Annotated in this window: 12 protein-coding genes and 2 pseudogenes; 3 read left to right on the top strand and 11 right to left on the bottom strand. The window is 64.7% G+C overall.

What is annotated here, in order from left to right; translation table 11 throughout:
* Window positions 1-66 precede the first annotated feature (66 nt).
* Entirely contained in the window at window positions 67-381 is a 315-nt protein-coding gene (locus tag OKW30_RS27065) for an antibiotic biosynthesis monooxygenase family protein (protein WP_184064945.1), read from the bottom strand.
* 190 nt (window positions 382-571) lie between these two features.
* On the opposite strand from OKW30_RS27065, the gene copM reads away from it, so the two are divergent.
* Window positions 572-967 carry a CopM family metallochaperone gene (gene copM / locus OKW30_RS27060; protein ID WP_429348107.1) on the top strand — a complete coding sequence of 132 codons (396 nt, stop codon included), beginning with the start codon at window positions 572-574 and terminating at the stop codon, window positions 965-967.
* 13 nt (window positions 968-980) lie between these two features.
* On the opposite strand, the pseudogene OKW30_RS27055 reads toward copM, so the two are convergent.
* From OKW30_RS27055 to prpC, 5 genes and pseudogenes are all read right to left on the bottom strand, one after another.
* A pseudogene (locus OKW30_RS27055) lies at window positions 981-2217 on the bottom strand (MFS transporter).
* A 134-nt stretch (window positions 2218-2351) separates the two neighbouring features.
* Entirely contained in the window at window positions 2352-2966 is a 615-nt protein-coding gene (locus OKW30_RS27050) for a class I SAM-dependent methyltransferase (protein WP_184064936.1), read from the bottom strand.
* 10 nt (window positions 2967-2976) lie between these two features.
* The gene (prpF, locus tag OKW30_RS27045; protein WP_184064934.1) at window positions 2977-4164 is read right to left on the bottom strand and encodes a 2-methylaconitate cis-trans isomerase PrpF; all 1188 of its coding nucleotides are present in this window, start codon (window positions 4162-4164) and stop codon (window positions 2977-2979) included.
* A 105-nt stretch (window positions 4165-4269) separates the two neighbouring features.
* Window positions 4270-6867, bottom strand: coding sequence for a Fe/S-dependent 2-methylisocitrate dehydratase AcnD (gene acnD / locus OKW30_RS27040; RefSeq protein ID WP_429348106.1), 2598 nt, complete (start codon window positions 6865-6867; stop codon window positions 4270-4272).
* A 112-nt stretch (window positions 6868-6979) separates the two neighbouring features.
* Window positions 6980-8151 (bottom strand): annotated as a pseudogene (gene prpC / locus OKW30_RS27035) (bifunctional 2-methylcitrate synthase/citrate synthase).
* Window positions 8152-8388: 237 nt separating this feature from the next.
* Between prpC and prpR the strand changes: the two are divergent.
* On the top strand, window positions 8389-10347 hold the full coding sequence (gene prpR, locus OKW30_RS27030; RefSeq protein WP_429348105.1) for a propionate catabolism operon regulatory protein PrpR: 1959 nt from the start codon (window positions 8389-8391) through the stop codon (window positions 10345-10347).
* Between the two features lie 6 nt (window positions 10348-10353).
* On the opposite strand, the gene OKW30_RS27025 is transcribed toward prpR, so the two are convergent.
* The 4 genes from OKW30_RS27025 to OKW30_RS27010 form a co-directional block, all read right to left on the bottom strand.
* Window positions 10354-10779 carry a hypothetical protein gene (locus tag OKW30_RS27025; protein WP_429348104.1) on the bottom strand — a complete coding sequence of 142 codons (426 nt, stop codon included), beginning with the start codon at window positions 10777-10779 and terminating at the stop codon, window positions 10354-10356.
* Window positions 10780-10885: 106 nt separating this feature from the next.
* Window positions 10886-11209 carry a glycoside hydrolase family protein gene (locus OKW30_RS27020; protein ID WP_429349175.1) on the bottom strand — a complete coding sequence of 108 codons (324 nt, stop codon included), beginning with the start codon at window positions 11207-11209 and terminating at the stop codon, window positions 10886-10888.
* A gap of 50 nt (window positions 11210-11259) precedes the next feature.
* Window positions 11260-11505, bottom strand: coding sequence for a hypothetical protein (locus OKW30_RS27015; RefSeq protein WP_429349236.1), 246 nt, complete (start codon window positions 11503-11505; stop codon window positions 11260-11262).
* A gap of 166 nt (window positions 11506-11671) precedes the next feature.
* On the bottom strand, window positions 11672-11935 hold the full coding sequence (locus OKW30_RS27010) for a hypothetical protein (RefSeq protein ID WP_090809231.1): 264 nt from the start codon (window positions 11933-11935) through the stop codon (window positions 11672-11674).
* Window positions 11936-12118: 183 nt separating this feature from the next.
* Here OKW30_RS27010 and OKW30_RS27005 point away from each other — a divergent pair, with 183 nt between their 5' ends.
* Window positions 12119-12241, top strand: coding sequence for a hypothetical protein (locus OKW30_RS27005; protein ID WP_429348103.1), 123 nt, complete (start codon window positions 12119-12121; stop codon window positions 12239-12241).
* Window positions 12242-12300: 59 nt separating this feature from the next.
* Here OKW30_RS27005 and OKW30_RS27000 read toward each other — a convergent pair whose 3' ends face one another.
* Window positions 12301-12576 (bottom strand): hypothetical protein, encoded by a 276-nt coding sequence (locus OKW30_RS27000; protein ID WP_090809227.1) that lies wholly within the window; start codon window positions 12574-12576, stop codon window positions 12301-12303.
* Window positions 12577-12583: the final 7 nt, after the last annotated feature.

Below are 12583 nucleotides of genomic sequence, written 5' to 3'. Positions count from 1 at the left end.
TCGGATGTGCATGCGCCATGCCGGCGCGAATGCGAACCGGCATGCAGGCGCCGCGCGAGCACCGCGCTATTTGACGGTCTGGATGACTTCGAAGCCTTCGAATTCCGGGTGGCCGAGATACAGCACGCGGTTTTCGTTACCGGCACTGCGATGCGCGGCACGAAACGCGTCGGACTTCGTCCATGTCTCGAACGATCCATAGTCGCGCCAGATCGTATGGCTCGAATAGAGCACGTGATCGTCCTTGCGCGGTCCCTTCAGCAAATGAAATTCGACGAAGCCCGGCACCTCTTTCAGATGGGTGTCGCGCGTGGTCCACAGATGTTCGAAGGCGTCCTCGGAGCCGGGCGCCACCTTGAAGCGGTTCATCGCGATGTACATGCTGTCAGCCTCGTTGAGTGAGTGATGCTGCCAATGATGCTGGCTTGGTCATCCGGTCGCGTTTCATTATAGGCGTGCGTTGCTTTGCCTTCGCTTGACCTTACCACGGCAGGAAGCTCCACGATGTCCGACGTGACCGTTAGAATCGCGCGGATCACGTCGCCACTCTCTTCAACAACGGAAAACCAATATGAAAAACCTTCGCGCGTTGCGCGCTCTCTGTGTGTTCGGCGGTTTGGCATTCGCGGCGGCGGCTCTGCCCGCTCACGCGCAACATCAGGGCATGCCCGGCATGGACATGCCGGATTCGGCGCATACCGACGCGGGCGCATCGACGCATGCCTTCAAGGCCGCCGACGAGCGCATGATGCATGAGATGAGCGCCCCCGAATACACCGGCGACGCCGACCGGGATTTCGTCGCGCACATGATCCCGCATCACCAGGGCGCGATCGAGATGGCGCAGGCGGAGTTGAAATACGGCAAGGACCCGGAGATCAAGCGGCTCGCGCGCAACATCATCAAGGCGCAGCATGACGAGATCGCGTTCATGCAGCGCTGGCAGGAAAAGCACGACGGCAAGTAACGCAGCGCGAGCATCACCAGCGTGGCTGCTTGCGCAACAGCGGCGACATCGCGATCAGACCGATGATCGGCCCAGGCAGCAGCAGCCATGCGACGCGCACGTCGAGCGCGTGAAATACGCTGGTCGACCACAGGATCGAGCATGCGGACAGGAAAAAGCCGAAGCTGTTCTGCAGCGTCAGCGCGCCGCCGATCTTGTCGGCGGGACAGGCCTTCACGGACAGCGCCGAAAACTGCGGCGAATCCGCGATCACGCTGATGCCCCACACGAGTAGCAGCGCCAGTTGCGCGGCGGTGCCGAACCCGGTGGTCAGCGGATAAATCGCGCACAGCGTGCCGGATATCGTCAGCGCGAGAGCGGCGGTTCGCGCGCTGCCGACCACCTGGCTGAGTCTGCCGCCGAGCAGGCAGCCGAGCGCACCGATCGCGATGATCAGGAACGACCACAACGCGACGGTGCCCGGCGTCGCCGGCGCCCCGCTCGCGAACGCGCGCTGCACGAGCAGCGGCGTCAGCGTCCAGAACGCGTACAACTCCCACATGTGACCGAAATAGCCGAGCGCGGCCGAGCGAAACTCGCTGATGCGCACGACCTGCCCGACGCCCGCCGACAAACCGAAGCGTCGGCTGCCCGAGCGCCGCGCGTGCGGCCCTTCGCCGAGCACGAACACCAGCAGCGCGCCGATCACCGCGAGTCCGGACGAAGTGAGCACCACGGTTTGCCACGGCACGCTCGACAGCAACGCACGAATCGCATGCACCGACGCCGTGCCGAGCGTCAGCATCGCAACGAGCAACGCGAGCGTCTGCGCGGCGCGGGTCCCACGTAACGAGCAGCTTCATGCCGAGCGGATAGATGCCGGCAAGCGCGACGCCCACGCCGAAGCGAAACACGAGCGCCGACGCGAGCCCGCTGCTGCACAGCGCGAACAGCGCATTCAAGGTCGCGCCGAGCACGCCGCAGACGGCGAACACCTTGCTTGCCGACACGCGATCCGCGAGTCCGGTGGTCGCCGACAGCAAGGTCCCGACGATAAAGCCAGCCTGCACTGCATTCGTCAGCCAGCCGATACCGGACGCGCTCAGATGCCAGGCGATCTGCAGATCGCGCATCGCGCCGTTCGCGCTGAACCACAACGACGTACCGAGCAATTGCGCAATCGCGATCACGAGCACCGCGCGTCTCGCGCGCGCGATGTCGTGCGCCGCGTCGCCGGACTTCGTTGCGTCGGCGTCCAGCCTGTTCTGCATCGTGGCTCCTCTGCGTCGGGACTGAGTCGGCCGCTGGGGAGTGGTTATGAGTGCGCGGCCGGAGCGGCCATTGTAGACGACGCGAAGGTTTGCATCGGCGAAGGCGGCGGCGGTGGCGCGCCTGGATCGGGGGGTCAACGGAACACGAGTCGCGTCCACGTCACGCCGCTGTCGCGGTTGGCCTTCTGAACCGATGGCGTGCGCAACTCGCGTACGAGTCGCAGGCCTTGCTCGCTCGCCAGCCGGATCGTCTCATCGGGGGTAACGTCGAACATGCGACGGCCGGCGGGAACCGGTCCGTGCCGCAGCGACATGATCAACACGCCGCCGTCGCGCAGCAACGACGCAACGCGCGGCATCGCGCGTTCGCGCTGCCGCGCATCGAGATGCATCCAGACCGCGGTGAGCATGACTACGTCGAAAGTGATGCGCTTCGACTTCGCTAGCACGACAGCGAGATCAGGCAGGCTATCGTCGAGCCACTCGATGCGCGTCGACGCATGCAGCTCGCGCGCCGCGTTGCGCAATGCGTCGACCGGTTCGACCGCGAGCACCGTATGCCCCATCGCCGCGAGCGCGGCCGCGTCCGTGCCGATGCCCGCGCCGATATCGACGATGCGCGACGGCGCCTGCGGTATCCAGTCGAGAATCGGCCGATGCCGATCGCCGAACGACAGCGTGCGCCATCGCTCGATCAGCGCGGCGGCCTGCTCTACGTAGCCTTCCGTGCCGCTGACGTTGGCCGACATCGGCGCCGCCTCAGCCCTGCTGCGGCACCCTGACCCACCCCTCCATCAACACGCGCGCGCTGCGGCTCATGATCGCCTTCGTGACAACCCACTCGCCGTCCTTCTGACTCGCCTGCGCGCCGACGCGCAACGTGCCCGACGGATGCCCGAAGCGCACCGACTCACGCTCGCCGCCGCCCGCCGCCTGATTGACGAGCGTGCCCGCGATCGCCGCCGCGGTGCCGATCGCGACCGCCGCCGTGCCCATCATCGCGTGATGCAGCTTGCCCATCGACATCGCGCGCACCAACAGGTCGACGTCGCCCGCGCGCACCGGCTTGCCGCTCGACGCCACGTAATCAACCGGCTTCGCGACGAATGCGACCTTCGGCGTGTGCTGCCGCGTCGCGATCTCGTCGAGATGCTTGATGAGCCCCATGCGCAGCGCGCCATGCGCGCGAATCGTCTCGAACATCGCGAGCGCCTTCGCGTCGCTGTTGATCGCGTCCTGCAACTCCGTGCCCTTGTAGCCGATCGCCTCGGCGTCGACGAAGATCGTCGGGATGCCCGCGTTGATCATCGTCGCCTTCAACGTGCCGACGCCTGGCACTTCCAGGTCGTCGACGAGGTTGCCGGTCGGGAACATCGCGCCGCCCGCGCCTTCTTCGTCGGCGGCCGGGTCCATGAATTCGAGCGGCACTTCGGCGGCCGGAAAGGTCACGCCGTCGAGTTCGAAGTCGCCGGTTTCCTGCACCGCGCCATCGCTCATCGGCACGTGCGCGATGATCGTCTTGCCGATATTGGCCTGCCAGATGCGCACGATCGCGACGCCGTCGCGCGGCACGCGGCTCGCCTCGACGAGGCCCGCGCTGATCGCGAACGGCCCCACCGCGGCCGACAGGTTGCCGCAATTGCCGCTCCAGTCGACGAACGCCTTGTCGATCGACACCTGACCGAACAGATAATCGACGTCGTGATCGGGCCGGCCGCTGCGCGAAATGATCACGGTCTTGCTGGTGCTCGACGTCGCGCCGCCCATGCCGTCGATCTGCTTGCCGTACGGATCGGGACTGCCGATCACGCGCATCAGCAGCGCGTCGCGCGCGGCGCCCGGTCGCTGCGCGGCCTCGGGCAGATCCTGCAGACGGAAAAACACGCCCTTGCTGGTGCCGCCGCGCATATAAGTGGCCGGAATCTTGATCTGGGGAAGGTGGGCCATGAAGGTGTCCTGAGGTGACATGTTCTTTGATGAAGGGCGATGCGGCTCGTCAAGCCGCATCGCCCTGGTCTGTTGCGACGTTCACTGCAAACGCGCGTCTACCCGTCAAGCCGCTGCTCTGGTCGACTCGAGAAAGTCCTGCGCGAAACGCTGCAGCACGCCACCGGCCTCGTAGATCGACAGCTCTTCGGCCGTATCGAGCCGGCACGTCACCGGCACTTCGACGCGCTCGCCGTTGCGGCGATGAATCACCAGCGTCAGATCGGCGCGCGGCTTGCGCTCGCCGATCACGTCGAACGTCTCCGTGCCGTCGATGCCGAGCGTCAGGCGATTCACGCCGGGCTTGAATTCGAGCGGGAGCACGCCCATGCCGACGAGGTTCGTGCGGTGAATCCGCTCGAAGCCTTCCGCGACGATCGCTTCGGTGCCGGCCAGCCGCACGCCCTTCGCGGCCCAGTCGCGTGACGAACCCTGGCCATAGTCGGCGCCCGCGATCACGATCAGCGGCTGCTTGCGCTCCATATACGTTTCGATCGCTTCCCACATGCGCGTGACCTTGCCCTCGGGCTCGATGCGCGCGAGCGAACCGGCCTTCACCTGGCCATTCTCCAGCACCATCTCGTTCTTCAGCGTCGGGTTCGCGAAGGTCGCACGCTGCGCGGTCAAATGATCGCCGCGGTGCGTCGCGTACGAATTGAAGTCCTCTTCGGGCAGGCCCATTTTCGTCAGGTATTCGCCGGCCGCGCTGTCGGGCAGAATCGCGTTCGACGGCGACAGGTGGTCCGTCGTGATGTTGTCGCCGAGCACGGCCAACGCGCGCATGCCCTTCAGCGTGCGCTCGCCGGCGAGCGCGCCTTCCCAGTACGGCGGACGGCGAATATAGGTGCTTTCTTCGCGCCAGTCGTACAGCGGGTCGGCCTTCGCGCCGGTGTCGGGGGAGACCGCGAACATCGGTTCATACACTTTGCGGAATTGCTCGGGCTTCACGCTCGCGGCGACGATCGCATCGATCTCCGCATCCGACGGCCACAGATCTTTCAGCGTGACCGCATGACCGTGCGCATCGACGCCGAGCACCTCCTTCTCGATGTCGAAGCGAATCGTGCCCGCGATCGCATAGGCGACGACCAGCGGCGGCGACGCGAGAAAAGCCTGCTTCGCATACGGATGGATGCGGCCGTCGAAGTTGCGGTTGCCCGACAGCACGGCGGTCGCATACAGATCGCGCTCGATCACTTCCTTCTGGATCACCGGGTCCAACGCGCCGGACATGCCGTTGCACGACGTGCACGCATACGCGACCACGCCGAAGCCGAGCTGTTCGAGTTCAGGCAAGAGCCCTGCCTCTTCCAGATACAGCGTGACCGCCTTCGAGCCCGGCGCGAGCGAGCTCTTGACCCACGGCTTGCGCACGAGTCCACGCCGGTTCGCGTTGCGTGCGACCAGGCCCGCCGCGATCATGTTGCGCGGATTGTTCGTGTTGGTGCAGCTCGTGATCGCGGCGATGATCACCGCGCCGTCCGGCATCAGACCGGGCTCGTTCTCGACCTTGCCGCTGACGCCGCGCGCGGCCAGCTCCGACACCGGCAAGCGGCGATGCGGATTCGACGGCCCCGCGAGCGTGCGCACCACGCTCGACAGATCGAACTCGAGCACGCGCTCGTATTCGGCGTGCTTCAGCGTATCGGCCCACAAGCCGGTTTGCTTCGCATAGGTTTCCACGAGTTTGACGAGTTCGTCGTCGCGGCCGGTCAGCTTCAGGTAGCGGATCGTCTGCTCGTCGATGTAAAACATCGCGGCGGTCGCGCCGAACTCGGGCGCCATGTTCGCGATCGTCGCGCGATCGCCCAAGGTCAAATTCGCGGCGCCCTCGCCGTAAAACTCGAGGTACGCACCGACCACCTTCTCTTTGCGCAAGAACTCGGTCAACGACAGAACCACGTCGGTCGCGGTAATGCCCTCGCCCGGCTTGCCGCTCAGCTCCACGCCGACGATATCGGGCAGCCGCATGTACGACGCGCGGCCGAGCATCACGCTCTCCGCTTCGAGGCCGCCGACGCCGATCGCGATCACGCCGAGCGCATCGACCATCGGCGTATGCGAGTCGGTGCCGACCAGCGTGTCGGGAAACGCGACGCCGTCCTTCACCTGCACGACCGGGCTCATGCGTTCGAGGTTGATCTGATGCAGGATGCCGTTGCCCGGCGGAATCACGTCGACGTTGCGGAACGCGCGCTTGGTCCAGTTGATGAAATCGAAGCGGTCTTCGTTGCGGCGATCTTCGATCGCGCGATTCTTCGCGAACGCATCCGGATCGAAACCGCCGCACTCAACGGCCAGCGAGTGATCGACGACCAGTTGCGTCGGCACCACCGGGTTCACGAGCGCCGGATCGCCGCCTTGCGCGGCGATCGCATCGCGCAGACCCGCCAGATCGACGAGAGCGGTCTGGCCGAGAATGTCGTGGCACACGACGCGCGCCGGGAACCACGGAAAATCGAGCTCGCGCTTGCGCTCGATGATCTGTTTCAGCGAAGCGGTCAGCGTCACCGGGTCGCAGCGGCGCACCAGGTTTTCGGCGAGCACGCGTGACGTGTACGGCAGCTTGTCGTAAGCGCCGGGCTCGATCTTGTCGACCGCGGCACGCGTATCGAAGAAGTCGAGCTCGGTGCCCGGAAGGCGTTTGCGGTTGGCAGTATTCATGACGTAGGGACAGGACGGTTATCGGCCGCCGGACGGTATGCCGGCGGCGTCGGGCGGCGCTTCGCTCGCGCGCCGGCCGGACAGTGCGGGTAGTTTAGCTCGCGGCCTCAGCTCAAACGCGCTTCGCCAGCGGCACGAACGGCAGATCGTCCGGACCGGTGTAATTCGCGCTTGGCCGGATGATCTTGTTGTCGACGCGCTGCTCGATGATGTGCGCGCTCCATCCTGCCGTACGCGAGATCACGAACAGCGGCGTGAACATCGCGGTCGGCACGCCCATCATGTGATACGACACCGCGCTGAACCAGTCGAGGTTCGGGAACATCTTCTTCGCGTCCCACATCACCGATTCGAGCCGTTCGGCGATCGAGAACAGTTTCGTGTTGCCCGCTTCCTTCGACAGCTTCTTCGCGACTTCCTTGATGATCTTGTTGCGCGGGTCCGAGATCGTGTAGACCGGATGGCCAAAGCCGATCACGACTTCCTTGTTCTCGACGCGGCGGCGGATGTCGGCTTCGGCTTCGTCAGGCGTCTGGTAGCGCGACTGGATTTCGAACGCGGCTTCATTGGCGCCGCCGTGTTTCGGGCCGCGCAGCGCGCCGATCGCGCCGGTGACCGCCGAGTACATGTCCGAGCCCGTGCCCGCGATCACGCGGCCGGTGAACGTCGACGCGTTGAACTCGTGCTCCGCGTACAGGTTCAGCGAGACGTGCATCGCATCGACCCACGCCTTCGACGGCTCGACGCCATGCAGCAGATGCAGGAAGTGACCGCCGATCGAATCGTCGTCGGTCTCGACCTCGATGCGCTTGCCGTTGTGCGAGTAGTGATACCAGTACAGCAGCATCGAGCCGAGCGAGGCCATCAGTTTGTCGGCGATATCGCGCGCGCCGGGCAGGTTGTGATCGTCTTTCTCGGGCAGCACGGTGCCGAGCACCGACACGCCGGTGCGCATCACGTCCATCGGATGCGCGGCGGCCGGAATCCATTCGAGTGCGGCTTTTACGTTGGCCGGCAGGCCGCGCATCGACTTCAGCCTGGTCTTGTACGCGGTCAGTTCGGCCTGGGTCGGCAGCTTGCCGTGGACCAGCAGATAAGCGATCTCCTCGAATTCGCACGCCTCGGCGATGTCGAGAATGTCATAGCCGCGATAGTGCAGATCGTTGCCGGTCTTGCCGACCGTGCACAGCGCGCGGTATTACCCGCGGTCACGCCCGACAGCGCGACGGATTTTTTCGGTTTGAAAGCGCCTGCGTTCGGCGTGCTGTTGTCTGCTTCGCTCATCGATTGTCTCCAGAAAGGGTTGGAATTTGGCCATTGCTTCGACTGGGCTGCCTTGTACGCAAGGAACGGGCCAGCCCGCTCACCGCCAGCTAAGTGCCTGATTTGGCGGCAGTCCGGCGAAGCAATGACGCGACCCCGTCCGACGCTCGATTTCATTAATGAAACTCCGGATTTCAAATCGGCAATGAATGCTCGCATAATGGAGGTCCCGAACCATCCCGTTGCGAGCCGTCCGCCTTGAGCACGCCTCTTTATGAACCGCCGCAGCGTCCGCGCGTCTGGGCGCTCAGCATTAGCCGCCTGCGCGATCTGTTCTTCGACATCGCCGGCGAATACGTGGAACGCGCGGATGTTCGCATCGTGTCGCACGCCTTCGAAGACGCGGTGCGCGAAATCGAGGCCGCGGGCGCCGCGCGGCCCGACGTCGTGCTCGCGGGCGGCTCGAACGGCGCGTATCTGAAGACGCGCGTGTCGGTGCCGGTCGTGCGGATCAGTCCGACCGGCTACGACGTCATGCATGCGCTCGCCCGCGCGCGTCGGGAAGGCGCGCGTGTCGCGCTCGTCACGCACGGCGACACGCCCGACGAAGTGCGGCGGTTCGCCACCGCGTACGCGCTCGATGTCACGTTCGCGTCGTACCAGTCGGCGCAGGACGCGGAGAGCGTCGTGCTCGATCTCAGCGATCGTGGCATCGACGTCGTGGTCGGCCCAGGCATGGTCACCGACCTCGCCGCGAATGCCGGCATGGGCGCGGTGTTTCTGTACTCGCGCGCATCGGTGCGGGCCGGTTTCGACACCGCGCTCGAAGTCGCGCAGGCCACGCGCCGCGAAACCGTGCGACGCCAGCGGCTCGACACGCTGCTGCAGCACCTGCGCGACGGCGTGGTCGCGCTCGATGCGCAAGGCCGCGTCGAACTGATGAACCAGCGGCTCGCGGGCGTGCTCGGTATCGATGCGGCAAAGGCCGTCGGCCGCGCGCTGCTCGAACTCGCGCCCGACCTCGCGGGCAGTCTGCCGGACGCGGAGGGCGACAGCTTCTGCACGGTGCGCGGCGCCAGCTATGTCGTGCATCGCGGGCCGCTCGCAAGCAGCGGCGCGGCGCCGGGCACCGTGCTGACGTTTCAGGAATCGCGCGCGGTCGAACGGCTCGATCGGACGCTGCGCGCGCGTCAACGCGTGCAGCAGTTCACCGCGCGCTACCGGCTCGACGATATCGTCGGCGCGTCGGAATCGATCGAACGGGTGCGCGCGCTCGTCGTGCGTTATGCGAGGTCGGACGCGACCGTGCTGATTCTCGGCGAAAGCGGCACCGGCAAGGAAATGGTCGCGCAGAGCATGCATCAACTGAGCGCGCGACGCGACTTCGCGTTCGTCGCGATCAATTGCGGCGCGTTTCCGGAGGCGCTGCTCGAAAGCGAACTGTTCGGCTACGAGGAAGGCGCGTTCACCGGCGCGCGCAAGGGCGGCAAGGCGGGGCTGATCGAGGTCGCGCATCGCGGCACGCTGTTTCTCGACGAGATCGGCGAGATGCCGTTGCCGTTGCAGAGCCGCCTGTTGCGCGTGTTGCAGGAGCGCGAGGTGGTGCGGCTCGGATCGACGGAGCCGATGCGCGTCGATATCCGCATCGTCGCGGCGACGCATCGCGCGCTGACCGACGCCGTCGCAGAGGGCAGTTTCCGTGCCGATCTGTACTACCGGCTCAACATCCTCAGCATCGCGCTACCGCCGCTGCGCGAGCGGCCGAACGACCTGCTGCCGCTCGCCGCCGAACTGTTGCGCCAGGCGGCCGCGCGCGAGCCGAGGCTGGCGGCGCGCGTGCCCGACGCGCAGACCGCCGCTCGCATGCTGGAGGGTTTGGGCGCGGCGCTGCGGCGCTATGCGTGGCCGGGCAATGTGCGCGAGTTGCAGAACGTGATCGAGCGGATCGCGGTTGAACTCGCCGATGGCGATGCGGACACGGATGCGAGTGCGGCGCTCGTCACGCGCGACATGCTGCGCGCGATCGCGCCGGAAGTCGTCGAACCCATCGCGCGCGCGAAGCCGGCGGCGCTGACGCTGCGCGAGCGCAGCCGTCATGTCGAGGTCGATGAAATCCGCGCGGTGCTCGCGGTTCACGACGGTGATCGCGATGCGGCTTGCGCCGCGTTGGGCATCAGCAAGACGACGCTGTGGCGCAAGTTGAATGCGGGGCGGTAGAGAGGGTTACGGTTTCACTGCCCGCACGATCACGCCGTTCCAACCGAATACGACGCGATGCGCATCCATGCGGAATACGGCCGCGCAATTGTCGCTGTCCAGCAGTAGGGCCTTCGGGGGCAAGCCCGTATCTTCGAGGTTGATGCCGTAATAGTCTTTGAGCTTTGGCGCGGTCTCGACGGTGCGGACGTTGAAACCGCCGTGCGGACGACAGCGGTCGCCTGCGAATTCGATCTGCGCAGTCGATATGCTCAGCACCTTGCCGAGCAGTCGTTTTGCCTCAGGTATTCCGCCCGAGACATCGCTGTATCCGACCACATCGGTGACGGTCCATTTTCCGTTGAATGATGACGGGGTGGCCGTGACCCCGGTGGCAGAGCAGGTGGTCGCAATCAGGTAAATGATCAGCGCCGGGCACAGTGGTTTGAGCATCACGGTCGCTGCTTCCTGAAAGGCGCCGATTCCCGTACCCGCCGATTCGCCAGTCCCCGGCTTCTGCGGGGCGAGCCAATCGGGCGCCCCCGCCGATCGCGTGGGGTCACCTATTGAGCGACATGTGCTGCGCGACTCCTTCCATATCCCCCCGATTTGCAGGGTCCAGCGCTTCTCGTGTATTCCGAACCGTCGAGTTGTATGCGAAAGAGACTGCCGCGTCGAACTGCGCTTGTGTCAGTGCGTGCCCGGTGACCGTGGCCCTAACGAGCCGCTCGGCGTCGTGAACGCGCGCCGTTAAGACAGCGTTCACCTGCTCAGGTAAGACCGCGCGCTGCAACTCCGCGTGTGTACAGGGTCCGAGGTGCGCCAGTGTTCCGACTCCCCACGTACAGTTTCCGTTGATGGGCGCATCGTTGTAATAGCGCATGACCACGCCCTCATTGAACCTGAGTGCAGCGTAACCTTCCGCGCTCATCCTCATTGCGTCGTTTGCACCCGGCGTATTTGCCGCCATGTCATCTCCTCGAAGACAATTGCATAGGCGAGCGCTACGGACAACTTGCTCACTGCCCGTAACGCGAGCGGAAATTTACCATCGCTTGCCCTGCTTGAAGCGCTATGCAGTAAATTTTGGGCCGTCGCCCAAACAAACCGCATACCGTCGTCATCCGGCATGCCGCGCTGATAGTCGAACGGCTGCGCATTGCTGAGATTCTGTGGCACGCGGGGCTTTTGTAATAGCGCCCATAAAAACCGCCTCAATAGACGCAGTAACAGTAATGCAACAGGGGTACCAGGGGAAACAGGCAACCATCGACTCTGCTGCTGGCGACCCGATCATCATACGGACCCTTGACTGGTGGATCCGACTTCGCTGACGCGGTACGGCCTACGGAAACGGAAACTGATCCGGCTCCACGCGCAAACGTTGCTGCACTTCAGGGTGATATATCGAGAGAACGCCAAGCGCCATAGCGCCGAGACGCTTCGCGATGTTTTCACCTAATTTGCCGCCCGGAATCGCTGAAAGACGCCAAGGCGCGACAACGGCGTTTTCGCGTAGAGCGGCCAAGTCGGAATCCTTGAGTGAATACATTTCAAACTGTTGCAGCTCTTCGTTATACGAGACGACGAATGATTTTGACGGGACCATAGTTCAGTATCCTCGACATTGGTTATAGAACCGGAAAGCGTTGTCCTTGCACGCGCGCCCCGTTGCCGCAGCGACACCACCGCAGCCGGAGCAGTCGTGGCGGCGGTACTCGCAAGGACGGGCTGGCAGCGGGCAGACGTGATCGTCTATCGCGACAGCACTGGGTAGTTCGAGGGGCTGCTGGTGGACGACAACGACAGCTTTGCCGGCTTTCTCCCACTCGGCGGCGCACGTTCGCTAGCGGAAGCGCTCGCGCGACTTCCTGAAGCGCTCGCGGCCCTGCGCGCGCCGGACGCGCAACAGTAGGTTTGATAATTCCCGAATGCCCTTTGCACGCACAGCGCATAAGTGCGCGGGCGCGCAGGCTACGTCTGTGAAGGCTTGTCGATCGGCTCTTGCGTAACCGACATGTACTGCTTGATGTCAGGCTGACCGAGCGCAATCACGTTGAGTATTGCGACGCCGAGCCTCCGCGCAAATTCATCGTCGAGTTTGAAATCGTACTCATCGAGAAGGATCGGCATTTCGATTTTCCCAGCCAGCAACGGGGCAAGCCTGGTTGGGTCAACGGTTTGCACCGTGAGCCGTTGACGGTCCTCTGTATAGGTTAGAACCACAGAATACGGCGGATGAGTAGCCATCAATATC

Source organism: Paraburkholderia sp. Clong3, from assembly GCF_050436485.1.
GTDB classification, from domain to species: domain Bacteria; phylum Pseudomonadota; class Gammaproteobacteria; order Burkholderiales; family Burkholderiaceae; genus Paraburkholderia; species Paraburkholderia tuberum.
This window is presented reverse-complemented; position numbering and strand designations above follow the sequence as displayed.